At 36.9% G+C, this 20667-nt stretch carries 19 protein-coding genes and 1 pseudogene; 11 read left to right on the forward strand and 9 right to left on the reverse strand.

What is annotated here, in order from left to right:
- Positions 1 to 70 precede the first annotated feature (70 nt).
- The 3 genes from E2636_RS02765 to E2636_RS02775 all read right to left on the reverse strand — a co-directional run bounded on the left by E2636_RS02765 (position 71) and on the right by E2636_RS02775 (position 3627).
- Complete coding sequence (locus E2636_RS02765; protein ID WP_134208793.1) at positions 71 to 1420, reverse strand: TrkH family potassium uptake protein; 1350 nt, start codon at positions 1418 to 1420, stop codon at positions 71 to 73.
- A 283-nt stretch (positions 1421 to 1703) separates the two neighbouring features.
- Positions 1704 to 2453, reverse strand: a complete 750-nt coding sequence (locus E2636_RS02770; RefSeq protein WP_134208795.1) for an esterase family protein — start codon at positions 2451 to 2453, stop codon at positions 1704 to 1706.
- Position 2454: 1 nt separating this feature from the next.
- Positions 2455 to 3627, reverse strand: a complete 1173-nt coding sequence (locus E2636_RS02775) for an ATP-grasp domain-containing protein (protein WP_134208797.1) — start codon at positions 3625 to 3627, stop codon at positions 2455 to 2457.
- Positions 3628 to 3881: 254 nt separating this feature from the next.
- On the opposite strand from E2636_RS02775, the gene E2636_RS02780 reads away from it, so the two are divergent.
- Positions 3882 to 4736: a methyltransferase domain-containing protein gene (locus E2636_RS02780; protein ID WP_134208799.1), complete on the forward strand. Its 855-nt coding sequence runs from the start codon at positions 3882 to 3884 to the stop codon at positions 4734 to 4736.
- Between the two features lie 286 nt (positions 4737 to 5022).
- Here the strand turns inward: E2636_RS02780 and E2636_RS02785 are convergent, their stop codons facing one another.
- Positions 5023 to 5232 (reverse strand): hypothetical protein, encoded by a 210-nt coding sequence (locus E2636_RS02785; protein ID WP_134208801.1) that lies wholly within the window; start codon positions 5230 to 5232, stop codon positions 5023 to 5025.
- Positions 5233 to 5288: 56 nt separating this feature from the next.
- Positions 5289 to 5699, reverse strand: coding sequence for a VOC family protein (locus E2636_RS02790; protein WP_134208803.1), 411 nt, complete (start codon positions 5697 to 5699; stop codon positions 5289 to 5291).
- A 288-nt stretch (positions 5700 to 5987) separates the two neighbouring features.
- Here E2636_RS02790 and rlmD point away from each other — a divergent pair, with 288 nt between their 5' ends.
- The 3 genes from rlmD to E2636_RS02805 all read left to right on the forward strand — a co-directional run bounded on the left by rlmD (position 5988) and on the right by E2636_RS02805 (position 9262).
- A complete protein-coding gene (gene rlmD, locus E2636_RS02795; protein ID WP_134208805.1) occupies positions 5988 to 7355 on the forward strand; it encodes a 23S rRNA (uracil(1939)-C(5))-methyltransferase RlmD in 1368 nt (455 codons plus the stop codon).
- Positions 7356 to 7708: 353 nt separating this feature from the next.
- The gene (locus tag E2636_RS02800) at positions 7709 to 8584 is read left to right on the forward strand and encodes a gamma-glutamylcyclotransferase family protein (RefSeq protein WP_166669471.1); all 876 of its coding nucleotides are present in this window, start codon (positions 7709 to 7711) and stop codon (positions 8582 to 8584) included.
- Between the two features lie 423 nt (positions 8585 to 9007).
- Entirely contained in the window at positions 9008 to 9262 is a 255-nt protein-coding gene (locus E2636_RS02805; RefSeq protein WP_208324140.1) for a hypothetical protein, read from the forward strand.
- Positions 9263 to 9445: 183 nt separating this feature from the next.
- Here E2636_RS02805 and ptsG read toward each other — a convergent pair whose 3' ends face one another.
- Positions 9446 to 11491 (reverse strand): glucose-specific PTS transporter subunit IIBC, encoded by a 2046-nt coding sequence (gene ptsG, locus E2636_RS02810; protein ID WP_134208811.1) that lies wholly within the window; start codon positions 11489 to 11491, stop codon positions 9446 to 9448.
- A 204-nt stretch (positions 11492 to 11695) separates the two neighbouring features.
- Complete coding sequence (gene glcT / locus E2636_RS02815; protein ID WP_134208813.1) at positions 11696 to 12538, reverse strand: glucose PTS transporter transcription antiterminator GlcT; 843 nt, start codon at positions 12536 to 12538, stop codon at positions 11696 to 11698.
- Between the two features lie 364 nt (positions 12539 to 12902).
- Between glcT and E2636_RS02820 the strand changes: the two genes are divergently transcribed.
- From E2636_RS02820 to E2636_RS18870, 5 genes and pseudogenes are all read left to right on the forward strand, one after another.
- The gene (locus E2636_RS02820) at positions 12903 to 13766 is read left to right on the forward strand and encodes an HAD family hydrolase (protein WP_134208815.1); all 864 of its coding nucleotides are present in this window, start codon (positions 12903 to 12905) and stop codon (positions 13764 to 13766) included.
- 278 nt (positions 13767 to 14044) lie between these two features.
- Positions 14045 to 14580, forward strand: a pseudogene (locus tag E2636_RS02825) (topology modulation protein).
- Positions 14581 to 14604: 24 nt separating this feature from the next.
- Complete coding sequence (locus E2636_RS19530) at positions 14605 to 14715, forward strand: HAD hydrolase family protein (protein ID WP_134208817.1); 111 nt, start codon at positions 14605 to 14607, stop codon at positions 14713 to 14715.
- 451 nt (positions 14716 to 15166) lie between these two features.
- On the forward strand, positions 15167 to 16378 hold the full coding sequence (locus E2636_RS02835) for an aminotransferase-like domain-containing protein (protein ID WP_134208819.1): 1212 nt from the start codon (positions 15167 to 15169) through the stop codon (positions 16376 to 16378).
- A 94-nt stretch (positions 16379 to 16472) separates the two neighbouring features.
- Positions 16473 to 16631, forward strand: a complete 159-nt coding sequence (locus E2636_RS18870) for a hypothetical protein (RefSeq protein ID WP_166669472.1) — start codon at positions 16473 to 16475, stop codon at positions 16629 to 16631.
- A 76-nt stretch (positions 16632 to 16707) separates the two neighbouring features.
- Here the strand turns inward: E2636_RS18870 and E2636_RS02840 are convergent, their stop codons facing one another.
- Entirely contained in the window at positions 16708 to 17595 is an 888-nt protein-coding gene (locus tag E2636_RS02840; protein WP_134208821.1) for a fructose bisphosphate aldolase, read from the reverse strand.
- Between the two features lie 604 nt (positions 17596 to 18199).
- Here E2636_RS02840 and safA point away from each other — a divergent pair.
- On the forward strand, positions 18200 to 18808 hold the full coding sequence (safA, locus tag E2636_RS02845) for a SafA/ExsA family spore coat assembly protein (RefSeq protein ID WP_134208823.1): 609 nt from the start codon (positions 18200 to 18202) through the stop codon (positions 18806 to 18808).
- 120 nt (positions 18809 to 18928) lie between these two features.
- Here safA and pgeF read toward each other — a convergent pair whose 3' ends face one another.
- Entirely contained in the window at positions 18929 to 19693 is a 765-nt protein-coding gene (pgeF, locus tag E2636_RS02850) for a peptidoglycan editing factor PgeF (protein WP_134208825.1), read from the reverse strand.
- 218 nt (positions 19694 to 19911) lie between these two features.
- Here pgeF and E2636_RS02855 point away from each other — a divergent pair, with 218 nt between their 5' ends.
- Complete coding sequence (locus E2636_RS02855) at positions 19912 to 20484, forward strand: MEDS domain-containing protein (protein WP_134208827.1); 573 nt, start codon at positions 19912 to 19914, stop codon at positions 20482 to 20484.
- The last annotated feature ends 183 nt before the right edge of the window (positions 20485 to 20667 follow it).

The raw sequence follows: 20667 nt of genomic DNA on the forward strand, positions 1-20667 counted from the left end.
AGGTTTAAGATTCTTCCCACACCTTTTGAAGTGCGCCACCAAATGTCATAAGAGTCGACGAAAACGCATATTATCCGATAATGATACGTTCCTTCGGATAATGGTAATTGGCTTGTTGAGTTTTCCGGTTAAACAAGAAAATAAAAGATAAAATTCCTATTCGTCCAATGAACATAAGTGAAATGATGACTACTTTTCCAACAGAACCTAGTTCAGGAGTAATACCCATAGATAGACCAGTGGTACCAAATGCAGAAGTTACTTCAAACATAATTTCTAGTAAAGTAAATTGTTCAAATTCTGAGAGGATGACCACAGCTGCAAAACAAAGGCTTACAGCAAGCATACTTACAATGAAAGATTTCCTAATATCATCTTCGTGTATTTCACGTTTAAATACTTTGATACTTTTGTGTCCTCTCGCAAATGAGTATATAAACAGTAAATTTAAAGCAAACGTGGTTGTTCGAATTCCCCCACCAACAGAACTTGGTGAAGCACCAATAAACATTAATAAACAGATAACCAATAAGGTAGCATCAGAAAACTGACTAATATCCATTGTTGCCAACCCACCATTCCTAGTTGTGGTTGATTGAAAGAACGAATAGAAAAGGGACTCATGCCAACTTTTATCAGCAAAGAAATGATTTGCTTCAAATGCCCAAATGATGATTGTTCCTACTAACATTAAAGAAAAAAAAGTCAGAGTTGTTACCTTTGTGTACAAGGAAAAGTGAATACGATGTTTCAAATTTCTATTTAGAATAAAATCCTTCACTTCAATAAGGACGGGGAATCCAATGGCTCCCAATGTTAATAAAATAATCGTAATGAATTGAACGAAGTAGTCATTTGCAAATGGTACAAGAGAGTTACCAGTAATATCAAACCCAGCATTTGTTGTTGCACTAACTGAGGCAAATAAACCTTGAAAATAAGCTTCTTGCCAAGTTGGGAAATAGTTCAGATAATGAGTGCCTAAAATAATTGTGCCAATGAACTCTATTAAAAGTATAATGAGTAATATTTGTCTCATAAGTTTGACTACACCAGCTAATTGAGATTGGTTCTGGTCAGTCATTATTAATTGTCGTTCTTTTAACCCAATTCTCTTTCCAAGTACGATCCATATAAATGTACCAAGAGTCATAATCCCAATTCCGCCAAACTGAAGAATAAATAATAAAAAGAATATTCCTGTTGTACTAAATGTCTCTGGTGTGGATACAACGGAAAGGCCGGTTACGCTTATGGCACTTACTACAGTAAATAACAAATCTAAAAAATCCCAACTGATGCCAGGTTTAAGGGCAACAGGTAAGCTAAGTAAAAGAGTTGAAAATAATACAGCAAATATATAAAAAGAAACAATAATCTTTGCAGGGTGAAACCTGATTTTCCTTAAAAAATTGGGCACAAGACATGTCTCCTTTCACCAAATTATACATATAACTGAGTGTCGAACTTTAAAGGGGGAAGTTTAAAAAATCATATTCTTGGAATTATAACGCAGATAGATGAGGAAAGGAATATTACTTGAGTAGGATAAATTATACTAGTAAAACAAGAAAGCTACTCTGTAAAGGGTAGCCTTTGTTGTTTTATTGTGGTCACACATAATTAAAGCACCAGGGACATCTTCAAACCAATCCCAATATCCATTATTTATGGGATGAACAACTACTAGTGCTGTAAATGACTTACATCCATTCACTTATATAAAAGCGAAATTGTTTTCTCCACCAATCCCAGTCATGATGTGAATCATGTCCCCAAAAATCGATGCGAGCTGGAATCGATTTTTTTTCCAACAGATTCTTTAATTGATGGGTTTCATTAATCATTTCCTCTTCGTAAGCACCTTGTCCAACACAAATGACCAGTCGACTTTGTCTATAAGATTGTAAATAATTCTCATCATGCAAATCATTCAAATAGGAAAGAGTGGAGTGAAAATAAACGTCATCATCCATATGATTCCCAAAAAAGTAACTCGTCGAAAAGACACCGCTGAGTGCTAGCAATCCATCAAAAGCAAAGGGATGGCGAAAGAAAAAATTCGCACTATGGAATGCGCCCATGGAACAGCCGGTTATCCATATCTTTTGATCGTCTCCATGATTGCTCATCTTACTTTTGTGTAAAATAGATGGCACAAGTTCTTGGGCTATGTACTGATCATATTGCTTATGACGCGTCATTCGAGCATTGATACTCGGATGTTGAGAGAAAAATGTTTCTTCATCAATTCCGTCACAGGCCCACACTTGAATGCGACCCTCCTCGATGAAGTCTCTCAACTCTTCAATCATTCCGTTGTCTTCATATTGAAAAAACCGCCCGCCAGATGACGGGAATGTTAATATCGGTTTTCCTTTATGACCATAAACTTTGTATTCCATGTCTCTATTTAATGAATGACTCCATTCCTTATGATAGGAGATATGCATATTAATTCCTCATTTCCTCTTGAACATAAGAGACGATTGATTGTACTTTTTCTAACGTATCTGCTCGAAACTGAAAAGCGTAATTGCCCATTGCCTGACTAAAAACATCTTCAATTCGATTATGGTTAACAAGGTAAGGTGAAAAGATAGACAGTATGTCTTCATGGCTGTGTACATAGTGCTTATGATCTTTCCGGCTTGCATAGGCGGTAAAGTATTTTCCTTCTTTAGTCGTGTTCACATGATTATGGACAACCATATTGGCCCATTCTTTATAAACATCGCAATCATACGTAAAGTTAATGGCATCTGGCATCCAAGCACCAGGAGGTCTCATATTTACTTCAAGTGCGTAGAGCTTGCCATTTTTTTTGGACTCAAATAATTCAATGTGAAAAAATCGTTCTTTTATGTCAAAAGCACGCAAAATACTCTGTCCTGCTAGCTTAATTTTTGTTGGGACTTCTTTTAAACAATAGTAGTGCAAATGGTCATTTGTATTTACGACCTTCATAATACTTTGGTCAAATAAGTGAGTGGCAGCTAATTGTACAACGCCATCACGGTCAATTAAGCCATCATAAGTTAAAACATTACCTTCAATGAATTCTTCTGCAATAAAATTGACTTCTCCAGGCTTGTGTTCAAAAAATTGGTTTAATTCCTGGTCATTATTTATCTTAGAAGTCATGCTTGCACCTGCACCCAAATCCGGTTTAATTACGATAGGATATCCAACGGTTTTAATAAAGTTAACTGATTTTGTATAATTAATATCCTTTATACTGCGAATCATCGTGACATCGCATTTTTCGAAAAACTTTTTCATCTTGGATTTGTGTATGACATCGTATACCGAATCCAATTTTGTACCGTATATATTGAAATCGGTTCGAATTTTTGCTTCCAGTTCTAACCAATGGTCGTTTAGAGATTCAAAACGATCTATTTTTCCAAACTTATGAGTGAAATAACCAACCGATTTCAGAACTTCATCGTAGTCTTCCATATTTCTAATTTGAATGTAATCTGTTAACGCTTCCTTCAGCTTATCGCTTAGAGCATCATAAGGTGTATCCCCAATTCCCAGGACGTTTGCACCGCTATTTTTTAAATTGATACAAAAATAGGTACTATTTTGAGGAAAGTGTGGTGAGAAGAAAATTATGTTCACTATAGTTCCTCCTAGAAATTGTTTTATATATAAATGTACTGTATGAATATTCAGTAATCAAGTAGTTTTTATTTTTTAAGGCTTTATTAAAGGAGGAAAAGGTTGATTGAACGTTAAATAATATAGAGAAGGGGTTTCCCTTTGTAAATAGTGAGTCTGGATAATATACGATTGTGAAGATTTAACTTAAAATAACTTGGTCATGTTAATTGAATAACGATAGTAAATTATTTTTTGAATTATGGAGGTATTTTATGAATAATGAATTTTTGGAAACTATTGTTGAATGTATGGCTACAAATAAAGAAATGTCCAATATTCAAAAGGTACAAACTGAACATCGTGTAAAGTTAGTCGAATTTTGGGGAATAAAAGAAGGAAGTAGGGTTCTAGAAATAGGCTGTGGACAAGGTGATACAACTGCTGTCCTTGCATACTTTGTTGGTGAAAAAGGGCTAGTGCACGGTATTGATAGTGCATCACTAACTTATGGAAGTCCAATTTCACTAGGAGACTCTGCGGAGTATTTAATGCAATCTAAGCTAGGTAAACAAATAAAATTTGATTTTGAAATTGATTTACTATCTTCAAATAGCTTAGAAATCATAGAGGACTACTTCGATTATATAGTATTTTCTCATTGTTCCTGGTACTTAAAATCTTTAGACGAACTACGGGAATTAATGCAAAAAATAAAAAAGTGGGGTAAACAGCTTTGTTTTGCAGAATGGGATTCGAGAATCAAAACTATCGAGCAATACCCTCATTTGTTATCTATTCTTATCCAAGCTCAGTATGAATCATTTAAGGACGATAGTGTTTCAAATATAAGAACTCTTTTTACGCCAAAAGATATTAAATCAATTGTTGAAAGTTCTGGTTGGACTATTATTAATGATGAAACAATTGATTGTCCTGAGTTGCAAGATGGGAATTGGGAGATTAACAAGGTAGTTATCGATATAGAAGATGAGCTTAATAAAACAAGCGATATACCCATCAAACTAAAAGAGCTTATTCAGTCGGAAGTCATGTTGTTAGAAGAATTTATCAATTCGAATCAAGTCAAGCCACTGCCAACTTACGCGTTTATTGCAGTAAAACAGTAAGATGGTATTTATATCATATTAGATATTCTAATCTAGTATATACGGTAACTACTTGACCCCAACGGTAAATTAAATTGACAGATAAAAGTAAAGGTAGCGTAAATCAAAGGAGGATTGACGCTATTGTTATGAAGTTGATGAAATGGTGATTATTAAAATTATATTATTAATTTGAGACCTAACTCTTTAGGATGCTTTAGTAAGAAAAAGACAGTCAAATAAAGAGCTTGGAAATATATTTCCAAGCTCTTTTGTGTGATGACTTTAGAATCACGATTGAAAAAACTTAAGAAAACACATCAACTACTATCATAAACATCAAGGGTAGGATTGAAGCCACAATAAATCCTACAGCTATCACAGATGTTACGTAAACCATTAACTTAAAATAAGTAATCTCATCTTTTTTGTAAGCTAAAGTAAACAATTTAATTAAATAATAAACAGTAGAAATCGTGATGATAATCGTGAAGATACTTGCTATGATTATTTCCATTTCAGACCACCCTTTAAAATGAAGGTACTTTTAATCAAACTAAATAGTCTTTCGTGTTAATTAAGTGGGAGAGTTAGTTGCCATGAAACACCAAATTTATCGTTGAACCAACCGAACTTTTCACTAAAGGGGTATGCTGCTAACGGCATCAAAATTTCTCCATCTAGAGAAAGGATATTGTAAACACGATCAATTTCTTCTTCGGAATCACATGTGACAAACATGGATAGGGAAGGAGTAAAAGTAAAATCATGCTTCACATTGCTATCGCTAACCATGAACTCTTGTCCTTTTAGTGAAAATGTAGCGTGTAAAACGGTGCCTTCTTTACCAGCTTCATTCGCTCCATAACGAGTAATGTTTATAATTTCAGATTGGTTAAATAATGAAGTATACGAATTCATTGCTTCTTCAGCGGTCCCTTCAAACATCAAAAATGGATGGATTTTTTGTTTTGTATGTGTCAATTTAATCGCTCCTTCCTTCTATCATAGTAAAATATTCTTGATTATATGTTAACATAATATTCCAAAGATGATATATAGGGAAGAATTTCTCAGTGATAGTCTTAAAACAATCAAAAAAATTAATAGAAACTAAAATCTAAATGCTCACGAAGGCGCGTTCTTCTTAGTAAGTATGTATAGCAATTGTATAAAACGTACTCGTAAAACAAATAATTCTCAATAGTAACTGAATATCCTTATTTCATCGTCTCGTGATACAATTGAAGTAATTGAAATGGAGGAAATTACATGTCTTTACCCGTACAAAAGAACGACCGCATCACGGTTCATGTTGAAGATTTAACTCATGACGGAGCAGGAGTCGCGAAAGTAGATGGCTACCCGTTATTTATTGTAGGTGCACTGCCAGGTGAAATAGCAGAAATCCACGTAGTAAAAACAACGAAATCGTATGGCTTTGGAAAATTAATTGAAATTATTAAACCATCAGAACACCGCGTAGCGCCACCTTGTCATGTGTTTGACGAATGTGGTGGATGCCAAGTGCAGCATCTATCATACGAAGGTCAACTTAAGTGGAAACAACAATTAGTGAAAAATGCAATAGAGCGTATTGCTAGGTTACCTCACGTAACTGTTCATCCCGTAAAAGGAATGGACAACCCATGGCGCTACCGTAACAAATCGCAGATTCCATTTGCCTTACAAGATGGCAAAGTAGTAGGTGGCTTTTATAAAACGCGTTCACATGAAATTGTAGACACAGATACATGTATCATTCAATCTGAACAAGCGGATGATCTACTTCGTGAAATGAAAAAGCAATTAGGCCGAATTGGTATCACTCCGTATAACGAAAAAACTCACCAAGGTATGTTGCGTCACATCGTCATTCGTAAAGCACTTGCAACTAGTGAAATCATGGTCGTGATCGTGACGAAGAAAAAGAAATTCCCACAAAGAGAAGAAGCAATTGAAGCAATTAAATTAATTTTGCCAGAAGTTACATCAATCGTTCAAAATATAAACTCTGAAAAAACAAATGTTATTTTCGGTGAAGAAACGTTCACTTTGTTCGGCAAAGATTCAATTGAAGATACAATTGGCGATGTTCGATTTGAAATTTCAGCTCGTTCATTCTATCAAGTTAACCCTGAACAAACAGAAGTATTATACAAACAAGCTCTAGAGTATGCTCAACTAACAGGTACAGAAACTGTTATTGATGCCTATTGTGGAATTGGAACGATTTCTCTGTTCTTGGCGAAAGAAGCGAAGCAAGTATTGGGCGTTGATGTTGTACCACAAGCCATTGAAGATGCGAAAAGAAACGCAGAAATCAACAAATTTAAAAACACTTATTTCGAAGAAGGACTTGCAGAAGTCGTTATACCGAAATGGTACAAAGACGGCATTACAGCCGACGTATTAGTAGTCGATCCTCCACGTAAAGGATGCGACGAAGCATTACTTCTAACAATTTTAGAGCAAAAACCGAAGCGTGTAGTTTATGTATCATGTAACCCAGCAACACTTGCTCGTGACTTGCGAATTTTAGAAGACGGCGGATACGCGACACAAGAAGTACAGCCTGTTGATATGTTCCCACAGACTACGCATTGTGAAGCTGTTGCTTGGTTAGAGTTGAGAAAGTAAAGTTGTAAAGATAAAGGTCATGAAGAAAAGTATTGAAACTAGATCCAAAGCTCAAGCCGAAAATGGCTTGGGCTTTTTTCACGAATGAATTTACCAACTGTAAATATGATATTAAATGGTCTTTTTACCTGTGAATAACGAACACAACTGTTGCACTTACTTCTCTATAAAATTACCATTACATAGACACGAGATATTAATCTCTTTCAAACTACTCAATAAAGCAGTAGTAAAGTTTTTCCCCTCGGTCTGTTTCAAATAATATCGAGGTATGAATCTGGAATAAGGTAATGCGGTACTGTAATTTCCTGTGATTGACCTATTATGATTAATAAATGATAAGGAGAGATTGTATGGAGCACAAACAATTAGTATTTGTGTATGGAACATTAAGAAGGAATGAAAAAAATCATCGTTTAGTAGAAGATGCCACGTGTGTGGCAGAGCAAGCTTGGACAACTGGATTATTGTTTGATACTGGTTTTGAATATCCTGCGTTACAGCAGGATATTCAAGGTAGAGTTTACGGTGAGCTTTACGAAATTAATAATGAACAGTTACAAAAATTAGATGCTTTAGAAGGCTATAGTGGAAAAGGAAACACCAATTTTTACGATCGAATAACTCAAACCATCTCCACAGACCAAGGAGTACACGAAGCTTACGTGTATGTTGTGGAACCACTAAAGATCGAGATGTTTAAAACTAGAATTGATAGTGGCGACTGGAAAGTATATTGTCTAATCAAACAAAGTACTCTTGGCTATTTTGCATATGGAAGTTGTATGGATGCTGCGCGTTTTATAAAGGCAAACGTAAATCATTATTTTAACAAGGTTGTTGGAACTGGTGTCCTAGACGGCTATTCACTTCGTTATACAATAAAGTCCTTTGATGGAGGCCGAGCAGATATTGTTGAATCTGGTGGCATTGTTGAAGGGAAAGTGTATGAGATTTCCTCTGAAGCCCTACCGTATTTATTTAGAAGAGAAGGAGTAACTGCAGTTCGTTATCGACCTGCAGTAGTTCAAGTGAAAATGGCTGATAACATGTTAAAAGAAGTATTAACTTTTATTGTGGTAGAGAAGGAGACAGAGGTAGCCCCACCTGCTCACTATATGGAAGAAATCATTCGTGGAGGAAAAGGCTTTTTAAGTGATGAGTATATGAAAATACTGAAGAAAGATTCCCAGAAACTCGTGCTTCAAACAGAAGAGGATAAAAAATGAGTACAATGATAGCTCATCTCTTAGAAAACCTTACTGATGCTAGGTGGCCTCTGTTGAACATAAGCCTAGTGAAGCAAAAGCTCAATAGGTCTTAATTACATTATTTATACATATTACAAATAATTAATAGGTCAGCCCGAGGTTCAGTATTGAATTCTTGGGCTTATTTATTTTCAATTAAATATGAATACAGTACTAATAAGTATAAATGGTGAGTATGTTATATCAGATAGACTAACCAATATTAAATGAAGGGATGATGGTCTGAATTCTAAAATTATTCTACAAACATTAGGTACACTTACATCATTATTTTTGGGAATAACTTCAATTGAAATTTTTAAATATACACAAACTTTAAAGGAATTCAGTGGCATGTGGAGTTTTGCGCAATTTATAGTCATGATGTTTACATTTTATATTATGGCAAAAACAGGAATGAGTTTTCTGAAATCAAGGCTTGAACATGTTGGTGTTAATCACTTTCTATATATATGTTTAGGTACAATTAATTTAATTGGAGTCCTGGTAATATTTATTGTCAGTATGGTAATTGATTTTGGTTCGAATTGGTGGATAAATTTACTTGCGGTTATCTTCTTAGTTGGTTTGAGTAACCCAATAAAAATGCGTAAGACTATGCTCAGCAAAAATAAAGCGATTGTTACTGTTAAATAGAAAGTTGATCAATCTCTACAATAACAATTAAGAATACACTCCAACTAATTATAAAGGTAAAGGTAGTACTTGAATCTGTTATAGAATTGAGGACTTTTTTGTTACCTATTGCTGGAAGTTCATATAACGATATAAAAACCCACGGTAGCGAATATCTCGCTGCCGTGGGTTTTAAATTAGAAATTACATGTTTCCTTCAGTAATCTCAACAATATTTTTATCATTGGCAGTAACGATGCCCGATTTCTTGATGTTTACAACTTGTCCTGCTTCCAAATTCGTAAAGACGATTGGCGTGATGATCGATGGAGCGTTCTTTTCAACATAATCCAAATCAACTTCCATCAAAATCTGGCCTTGCTCAACGAGGTCACCTTGTTCAACCTTTGAAGTAAATCCTTGACCTTTCAGCTTAACGGTATCAATCCCGATGTGGATAAGGATTTCTGTGCCGTTATCTGCTACGAGGCCAATCGCATGTTTGGTTGGGAAAACAGTTACTACTTTACCGTTTACAGGTGAAACGACTTTACCATCTGTAGGTTTAATCGCAAATCCATCTCCTACCATTTTGCCCGAGAACACTTGGTCAGGTACATCGGTAATTGGTAAGATTTCACCTGTTAAAGGACTACTGAACTCAAGTGCAACTATGTCAACAGCAGCATCTTCAGTTTCGTTGGCTTGCTTAACAGTTTTCGGTACATCTTCTTTCGAACGTGGGGCTTTGCCATTCATAATATCTTGCATTTGCCCGCGCAGACTGTCCGAAACTGTTCCAAAAATAGCTTGGATATTGTTGCCGACTTCCATAACACCAGAAGCGCCAAGGTTTTTTAATCTTTTTTTATCTACATTGCCTTTATCTTTTACACTGACACGTAGACGAGTGATGCATGCATCAAGGTCGGTAATGTTTTCTTTTCCGCCCATTGCCGCAAGAATCTCATACGGAAGATCGCCGATTTCTTTACCATCCTGATCGTCAGCATCATCTGCTTCACGACCGGGTGTCATCAAGTTGAACTTCTTGATGGCAAAACGGAAACCGAAGTAGTAAATGACTGAGAAGACAAGTCCTACAACGATTACCCACCACCACTCTGTTCGACCTGGCATAACGCCAAAGAGCAGAAAGTCAATCAAACCGCCGGAGAAGGTCATGCCAATTTTAACGTCAAGCAAGTGCATGGTCATAAATGATAGTCCTGCGAAAACTGCATGGATACCGAACAATACTGGTGCTACAAACAAGAAAGTAAATTCAAGTGGTTCTGTGATTCCTGTTAGGAACGAAGTAAGTGCACCTGATGCCATGATTCCACCAACAAGTTTCTTTTTCTCAGGGCGGGCACAGTGATAAATGGCAAGTGCTGCTGCAGGGAGACCGAACATCATAAACGGGAATTTACCAGTCATAAATGTACCAGCAGTAAAATCTACACCATCTCTTAGCTCCGCGAAGAAAATTCGTTGGTCGCCACGGATAATTTCTCCTGCTGCATTTGTATAAGATCCAAATTCAAACCAAAATGGTGAATAGAAAATATGGTGTAATCCAAATGGGATTAAAGAACGTTCAACCGTCCCAAACACAAAAGCAGCAAGTGTCCGGTTTGTTTCCAACATGAAATGAGACAAAGCATTCAAGCCATTTTGAGCGAATGGCCAAACTAGAAACATCAAAATACCAAGAAAAACCGCTGAGAAGGCGGTAACTATAGGAACAAAACGTTTGCCTGCAAAAAAACCAAGAAACTGCGGCAATTGAATATTGAAAAACTTATTGTACAGAAAAGCCGCTAAAATACCGACGATAATACCGCCGAAGACACCCGTTTGCAGTGTAGGGGTTCCTAAAACTAAAGCATATGCCGGATCAGAAGTCATTTCAGCTGTAATACCGCCAAACGCTTTCATAGTGACATTCATAATTAAGTAACCGATAATGGCAGCGAGACCGGCTACACCGTCCCCAGCAAGACCGATGGCTACACCGACAGCAAACAGCAAGGGCAAGTTATCAAAGACAACTCCACCGGCTTCAGCCATAATGAACAGCAAACTTTGAATCCAGTCAGCGCCCATGAATGGCACTGCGTCAATAAAGGTATCCTGTGCGAAGCTTGTACCAAATGCAAGAAGAATACCTGCTGCAGGTAAGAGAGCTACCGGAAGCATCAATGCCTTGCCGACTTTTTGCAAGGTACCAAATAAATTAATAGACATGTGAAATTCCTCCTTTTTTATTGAAATAAAAGATGTAACCAAATCAAACGCTTTTGACAAGTCGGAAGTAAGTAATGGAATAAATACAAAAAAGGCATGAGTAGAAAAGATAAAGATTAATAAAGGGTATAAAATATCCTCGAAATTAACCTGTTAATCTTTTCATACTCATGCCTGATCGAATCAGTAACACGTATGAATGATTTAGGAGTTATGTAGTAAGCGTTGCAGATGAATCGTCAAATATAGAACTTCAGCTTCATCTATCGGCTTATTCAATTGGTTTTGCATTACTTTTACTAGCTTCCAAGCAAGATTATAGCATACAGGATATTCTTTTTTCAACACTTCTTCCAGCTTTTTTTCTTCTCCAATAGATTCACCTTGGTGAGCACGGTCAATTGCCCGGTGAAGATGCTGGATTAGCCGATGATAGTTGATATTGTCTTTTCCCAGATGGAGGACGAGGTTTTCTTCGATAATTTCAATAAGTTTTGAAATGAGAACGTGATCCCGGTTAATATCACGCAAAGATTTATCCGTAACCGCACTATGTATATGAAGCGCGATGAAGCCAATCTCTCCTTCAGGAAACGCCACATCCATGCGTTTTTCCACCTTTTTGACGACGCCTTTTGCAACTTGGTATTCTTTTGGATACAAAGCCTCGATTTCATATAGAAATGGATTGGAGAATTGCATGTCTTTTTTTGCTCGACTGATTGCAAAAGCAAGATGGTCCGTCAATGCCACATGAATATGCTCGTTCAGCTCTGTGCCCATCTGTTCTTCGACAAAAAGAAGCAGTTCATGGATAAAGACAATTAAGTTTTCTTCAATATGGGGAAGGAGGTTGACGTATTGCTCTTTTTCCGTCTCATTCTTCAGTAAAAAGGTTTTATCCGCTTTATCAAAAGAGATCTTATCCCCTTTTTTTCTTTCGAAACCTAGACCTTTTCCGATCAGAACTACTTCTTTATATATATCATGATGGGCAATTACCACATTATTATTTAGTATTTTTTCAATAGTTAATATCTGTTCCATTTCAGCCTCCATCCGCCACCTGATCCCTTTTTTCAGCCAGATTGCTTACATACTGACACATTTGCCTCTACGCGATAGGTTAAGTACACTTCTTTGTACTTTATTATATTCAAAAATGGTCTTTAATCATATAGGGAAGTTGATAGGAAATGGAACCCTCTTGCTTTAGGTTCTATAATATAGGAATACTTACAAAGAGAGAGCAGCGTATTCAATTTCATCATTATTTCTTGCCTGTGCTTCTCTTTCTACAACATAAATCAAATTGTAAGTTTTGTTATGTTTTTGTGCATTCATTGAGTTTAGAAATAGCAAAGCGTATACTAGCTAAATAAATTCTATTCACATAATAGGGGGAAACGTATTGGTATTAAAACCTAAGGCAGTATTCTTAGACATGGACGGTACGATCTTGAACCATCATAACGAAGTGAGCATTCACACGAAAGAAATCATAGACGACCTGCGAAGCGAGGGGATTTTCGTTTTTATTGCTACAGGGAGATCGGCATCGGAATTACATGAAATGTTACCTGAGGGCTTTAAGGTAGACGGGATCATCACAGCCAACGGTATGGCTGGATATATAGGAGAAGAAGTAGTATTTGAACATTCACTCCCAATGGACTTGGTGGAAACACTCATTGAGAAAGCGCGGAAAAGTAAGGTTTATTATGAGCTTTTCCCATACGGCGAATCTCGAATGGTGTTACAGCAGGATAAAGAATATGTGTTAGCTGAAATTAGAGAACCAAAGCCTGAAACTGTTGAAATCAATGAGTGGAGTTCGCGCCAAAAAGCAATCAAAGAAGAAATTTCGTGGACGGAAGAGATAACAGGAACTCAATTTTCGAAGTTTTATTTTTTCGCAAGAACGAAAGAGGAAATAAATAGCTGGAAAATGGAACTTGAGCAGTTACAAAAAGAGCTTGAATTCACGATGACTCCTTCTTCTCCTCACAATGCAGAAGTCATGGTCGCAAACGTCAGCAAAGCATCAGGTATCAAACAAATGCTGGAGCGCTATGATTTAGTGGGCTGTGAAACTTTGGCCATTGGAGACAGTGACAACGATTTGAAGATGTTCCAATTTGTCAGTCATTCTGTGGCTATGAAAAATGCAGCTGATCATATTAAAGAAGTAGTTGATGACATAACGGAATTTACGTGTGATGAAGATGGAGTCTATCATTACTTGAAATCAAATGTGCTGGCTATAAAAATATAGTTGTTATATCTTCAGTTGGTATCGCTAGTTAAGTTACATGAAGATGGTGGCTACGAACTCACGTAGTACTGTTGATATGTTCCGACAGGCTACACATTTTGAAGCTGTAGCTTGATCGGAATAGAGAACGTTATAAATAAAGGATGTCCTAGAATCGTTATAGATTCCAGGACTTTTTTTTCTGGCAATTCTTATTACCTAACCGCGATAAAAGTTTTTTCAAAACACTGATTTTGGGCTATATTGGAAAAATGCTGTCATAAAGGGGTTAACATTTAGTGAATCAAATTATGGTGATTGGGATATCTTCAGGAGTTGGGAAGTCAACCTTTGCTCGGAAATTAGGTGAAGCAATAGATATTAATGTTTATCATCTAGATGTTTTCTATTGGAAGCCAAATTGGGTGGAAGCTACATTAGAGGAATTTTCAAAAGCTCAGCAGGAAATTGTGAGTCAACGTCAATGGATTATTGAAGGAAATTACAGTAATACTTTTGAGATTCGTGCTGAAAATGCTGATACGATTATTTATTAGAACTACCACTCTATGTTTGTCTTTATCGCGTTGTTAAACGATGGTTAATCAACATTGGGAAAACTCGAAGTGATATAGGTGAAGGGTGTAAGGAAAAAATAGATTGGGAATTTATTAAGTTTATTATCACGACTTACTATCCTCGTAAGAGAAAAATGGTGAAACTGTTTCAGGACTTCCAAACGTTTGGTTCAACAAAGGACATTATTCCTTTGAAGAGTAAACAAGAGATTAATTCTTTTTTAGAGAATTTAAAAAAGCAGGAAGAAAGAATTTAAATTCACATCCCAGGAATTAAACAGATGCAGGAGCGCTTTGATTTAGTGGGCTGTGAAACTTTGGCGATGGGGGACAGTGACAACGATTTGAAGATGATCCAATTTGTCAGTCACGCGGTAGCTATAAAAATATAGTTGTAATATCTTCAGTTTTTATCGAAATGTAGTTTCATTTTTAAGCTGCTCTATATTTATTACTTGAGGGATTAATAAATGAAGTACTACAGATTTTTAACTCATTCATTCGTAAAAGATAAGGGATGCCTTCACTTGAAAAATGAGTCGAAGTCCATATCGTAAGTAAGTTTTCACTGTTTGAGAAACTATTAATATTTTAAAAGCACATCAATGATTAAAGTTGATGTGCTTTTGTTTGCAATCGTGATATCCGTGCGGAGAACCAGTAGTCAAAAAATCGGAATAATGGGTGAATACAGGTTTAACAGGAACTAGTTATGTTGTATTATGCACTGCTAAATTTCCACACGATTTTACCTACGCACGCAGACTGATGATATTCAAATCTCTAAACAATCTGTAGAATGGACAGAAGAGCTTACAGAATCAAAAAAGGGGCACGGTTTTCATGAAACAAGACTATCCATTTTCAAAAAATATTAGCTTAGCTTTCAAAAACGATCCACCGGGACAGTGGCTGCTAACGCTACCGGAAGGATGCATCCGCCTCAGTTCAGGTTATCCAGAACCTTTGCTTGTGCCTGCCGTGGGATTGAAGACGGCTGCGGTACGCTTGCTTGAAGAGGAACAGGATTTGCCGCTGCAGTATATGGGCAGCCCGCGGATCCTTCAGCTGAAGGAGTTTATTCAAAAAAGGCTAGCTGAACGCGGTGTGGAAGTCGCGAAAGAAGAGCTGTTAGTGACCTCAGGGGCCTGCCAGGGAATTGATTTGATTGCTCGGATTTTATTGGACGATCAAGCGGTTGTAGCGCTCGAGTCGCCCACGTATATGGAGGCGCTCGAGGTGTTCCAGAATTACACGGAACATTTCATGGCTATTCCAGTAGATGAACAAGGACTTGATACAGAGCAGTTTGCGGAAATGTTGGAAAACGGCAAGCGGGATGGGCTAAAGATGCCAAGGATTCTTTATACGATTCCGACTTCGCAGAATCCTACGGGTACAACATTGACAGCGAAACGCCGAAAGCGATTGCTCGAGCTTGCCGAAGAATTCGATTTCCTCATCTTGGAGGATGATGCATACGGCGAACTGGGGTTCACGCAAAGACCGCGTCTTTTGAAAGCGATGGACGACAACAACCGGGTGCTCCATATCGGCTCTATGTCGAAAGTGGTGGCGCCGGGTATGCGAATCGGTTGGGTGGCAGGACCCGAGAAATTGATAAAGGTCTTGAGCTGGTTTAAGAAGGATTTAAACCATCCATTCGCGCAGTCGACTATGGCTTCGTTTCTCGAAAGCATCGATTTTGACGACCACCTGAAATTGCTGACAGACGCTTACCAGGCGAAAAGTACGGCGATGATCGAAGCGTTGGAACAGTTCATGCCACCGGCCGTTACATGGTATGTTCCAGAAGGCGGTTATTTCGTCTGGGTCAAAATTTCAGGAGTGGATACGGCAGAAATGCTGTCTCAGGCTTTGGACGCCGGCGTGTCTTATGTGCCCGGCAAACACTTCTTCCTCGATCAAGAACGCTGCGAATATCTAAGGCTTTCTTTCAGTTACGCGGATGCGGAAGCGATTGTGAGGGGGATTCAGAAGCTGGCGGAAGTGGTTGCCGCGAATGTGCCGGAGAAAACTGGACAAGAGAGCTAATGGATATGATTTGGATATAGAATAAAACGATACAGAGGAACGACAAATCGCGATGAAGAAAGCGAATCCACACGTCCCTAAGGAGGTAAAATCAATGCCCGTGATATTAAATGATTTAAAAGAAGTGATGATTGCAAAAGCGAAATGTCTGATGACGAGTTCGGTTTACCTGCTGAAATACATGGCGATCATTTTAGTGCCGCTGTATGTGATTTATCTGTTTATGAATTTAATTACTTCTTTTGAAAAATGACATGAACTTAAAAGAACGCACAAGGGAGAGAGTGGAAATCTTCCTTATGCGTTCTTATTTGATTTAATAAACTAAATTACGTTATAGATGCCTCATAGATTCCTTTAATCGAATCTTTCAGGCGTGTATTGAATTCTTCTTCTGACTGATCTGCATATAACCCTTCAGATAAAGCTCTTGAGAAGCTTGCAATCAAACCATGGTTGGCTGCTAATTTCACATTTGCTTCTTCACGTGCATAACCGCCAGAAAGGGCAACCACTCTCAGTACTCGTGGATGATCGATTAATTCTTTATAGAAGTTGTCGACTGTTGGAATGGTCAACTTTAACATGACGTTTTGGTTTTCGCTTAAAGTATCCAATTGATTTACAATCTCTTCTTTTAATAGTTCTTCAGACTTTTCTTTGTCCTTACTGTGGATATCCACTTCAGGTTCAATGATCGGCATCAACCCAGCTGCTAGAATCTGTTTGCCAATCTCAAATTGCTGGGCAACCACTTTTTTGATCCCTTCAGGATTTGCTACTTTAATGACAGAACGCATTTTAGTTCCGAAAATATTTCTCTCGTTAGCTCGTTGTAAAGTCTCATCTAAGTTGGAAATAAGCTTCATCATTTGAACGCCGTCAACTTCTTCTGCCAATCCTTTATCGATTTTTAAGAAGGGAACAACGCCTTTCTTTTCCCATAAATAATCTGCCGTATAGTCGTCTTCGACTTTACGGTCCATCGTTTGTTCGAATAGAATCGCACCGAGGATAGAATCCGAACTGAAGGCAGGTGCGGTAATAACGCGCGTTCTCATTTCATGGATGAGACCGAACATTTCCTCTTCAGTGGAATATGCATCTTCAGGGACGCCATAAAGCTTTAACGCTTTTGGCGTACTGCCGCCACTTTGGTCGAGTGCAGCAATAAAACCTTTTCCGTTTTTGATAAAATCCACTTGTTCTTTTCGCATGATCCCAGCTCCTTAGAAAGATTTTTTATGGAAATTAAAAGCTAATACAAAAAAATGTAAACTAAAAGAAAGTCTTTCACTGAATAGTGTATCAATTAGAGGTTAAAACTACAAAAAGAAACTATGAAATCCATAGAGCAAGATGATAGTTCAAGAATCTCAGCTATAGATTACTAGGCTACTTCACTTATTCATAATTCATATTAAATGCCTGCTCCTACATGTACATTCCTAATATAAGGCTCCCACTTTACACTTGTTAGAATTATGGATATTAGTACAGAAAAGACATCATCTTGAACCATTTGTGAGTGAAAGTTGATGTCTTTTCTTGTATGTTTATTTCGTTTGGAAGGGGTATTGCTCAATGAATTAAGTAAATAAGAACCATAAAGCTCAATTTTTTCATAGTAATTATTTCCTGTTACGGCTATATTTCAAAATTGTTACTACACTACTTATAGAGAATCGTTGTATCTCTAGTAATTTAAAGTTATTTATTTCAGGTGTCATCAAATTGTAAAAATTCATCCATATATTAAGTAGTGAATTACTCAACGAAACTATTTACTATGAATATATACAAACAGGAGGGATTGATTTTATGTTAAAAAAATTAGGTAAAGTTACTATTGCTTCAGTTATATCTATATCTTTATTATTTCCAATCAGCGCTATGGCGAATAGTTCATATACAGTAGTTTCAGGAGATTCTCTTTGGAAAATTGCTGTGAAAACACAAACGGGTGTTCAGGAATTAATAGACTCAAATACACAGCTTGCTAATTCAAATCTTATCTACCCTGGACAAACGATTAATATTCCTACAAAAGAACAAGCTAGTGTAGAGCAAGAAGTGACTAGACTCGTAAATGTCGAAAGAGCAAAAGTTGGACTTCCAGCCTTGAAGAATGATTGGGAGCTTGCAAGAGTGGCAGAGTTTAAGTCTCAAGATATGCATGACAAAAATTACTTCAGCCATACAAGTCCAACATACGGTTCACCGTTTACAATGATGAAAAACTTTGGCATTACTTATAAATCGGCCGGTGAAAACATTGCGCAAGGTCAAAGAAGCGCAGCTGAGGTAGTGCAAGCATGGATGAATAGCGAAGGTCATAAAGCGAATATCCTGAGCAAAGACTTTACTCATATTGGAGAAGGATATGTGAAGGACGGCAATTACTGGACACAAATGTTTATTAAAAAATAATTGTGTTTTAATAGAGTACCAGCAGGAAAAGTTCTTTTTCGATAAATTATGAAAGCACATCAATTTATAAAATTGATGTGCTTTTTTTAATATATTTAGCTGATAAAATCGACCAATTGTTCATGCGTCCTTTTTCATAATAAAACTCAGATGTCTTCCGCTTTTTTTGTCTTGACGATAAGAGAAACCATCGGGGCTTACATACGTACAGGTATGATCAATCGTAATTTGCTCAGCTGGGATGCCTGCTAACTCACATTGCTTTTTCACGGTTTGCTGATTGTCGATGTGATATTTGCGAGTTTGGTCATTGTAATACATAAAATCATCGGCATAGCCAAGGTCTTTGAATTTTATATACACACCTTCATCAACTTCGAATTTTTCCTGGCTCAAAGCTGCACCAATCTGGACTTGAAAATCATTTGGGTTACACTGTTCAACTTGTTTTAAGTGCTCAAATAATTGTAGGGAGATTTCTTTGACCGTCCCTTGCCAACCGGAATGAATTACGCCAATGATGCCATTCACTTCATTGTAAAAAATCACAGGGACACAATCGGCAGCAAAACTGCATAATAACACATTTGACTCAAACGTATACAGGGCGTCTGTATTCGCAATAGCGGTATCTTTTCTAAAAGCGCCTTGCCCTTTGTCATCAAGCGTTACTCTATGGAAATTCGAGCTATGTGTTTGGTCGGTACAAACGAAATCATCTAGCTCGCAATGTAAGTAAGCAGCTAATTTCTTACGATTTTCCACTATATGATCGGGGTTTTCACAGGCATGAAGTGCCATGTTGTTGTTTTCATGTTCTGCATTATCTTTAATGGTCATTCCAGCTATAAATTTCTCATTGTTTACGAATATGTTTGCTTTCATATCATCACCTTGCTTTAATATATAGTAGTGTGATGCTGATGTATAGGACAGTTTAACAGTGATTTTTCTAGAGTGAGTCGGAGTTATTTATGGCAATCCAATTGGAGAGATTTTGAATTAATGAGTTGAGCTTCTTAGTTAATTTATTTTCAATATATTGGGCTCTACTTACAGAATTCTAGTATAATTAAGTAAATACGCAGAGAAGGAGTGATTGCATGAAAAGCAAAATGAATCAGTTGTTTGAGGACCAAAAAAATGTTCATGTGCTGTATTCGTTTAATGAGATAGAAAATTACCTTAAACAGATTTTGAGTTATATCGAAGATGGTATTGAGGCAGGAGATTACGTTATTCTTATTGAAAATGACCGTCTTTATCCTATGATTCACAAGGAACTGTGTACACGGTTAACGAAAGATCAAATGGACTACATTCACTTTGTAAACAGCTTCGATTTCTATTATTCAAGTGGCAGTTATCATCCTCCTGCAATCGTTGAATACTTTAACAAAACAGTACAGCCCTACGTGGAAAATAAAAGATCTTTTCGAGCATGGGCACATGTAGAGTGGGCGACTATGGAAGAGCCGCTGCATATCATCGAAGATTTAGAGAAAATAATAGACAAAGCAGTAAATCAGCTGTCGTTTCCACTAATTTGTGCGTACGAAGGAAAGAGAATGCCAGACTACCTCAAAAAGATTTTAATGGAAACACATCCTTATGTTCTAATGGAAGATGATTTCATCGTTTCTGAACAATACCAGCCATCGAATGTTGTGAAATAAAACATGCTTAGGAAATTCTCCTAAGCATGTTTTATTTCGATATTGCATTAATAATTCAGGTCTAGGTGTAAGTCTTTCAATTATAAAGAACGTTATTGATTTACAAAAAAGTGATTTAAAACTAATCATTTTATTAAGTTGAAGTCTGTCATCAATTTTTCAAAATAATTCAGGTGCATATTT

This window comes from Paenisporosarcina antarctica, assembly GCF_004367585.1.
Classification (GTDB): Bacteria; Bacillota; Bacilli; order Bacillales_A; family Planococcaceae; genus Paenisporosarcina; species Paenisporosarcina antarctica.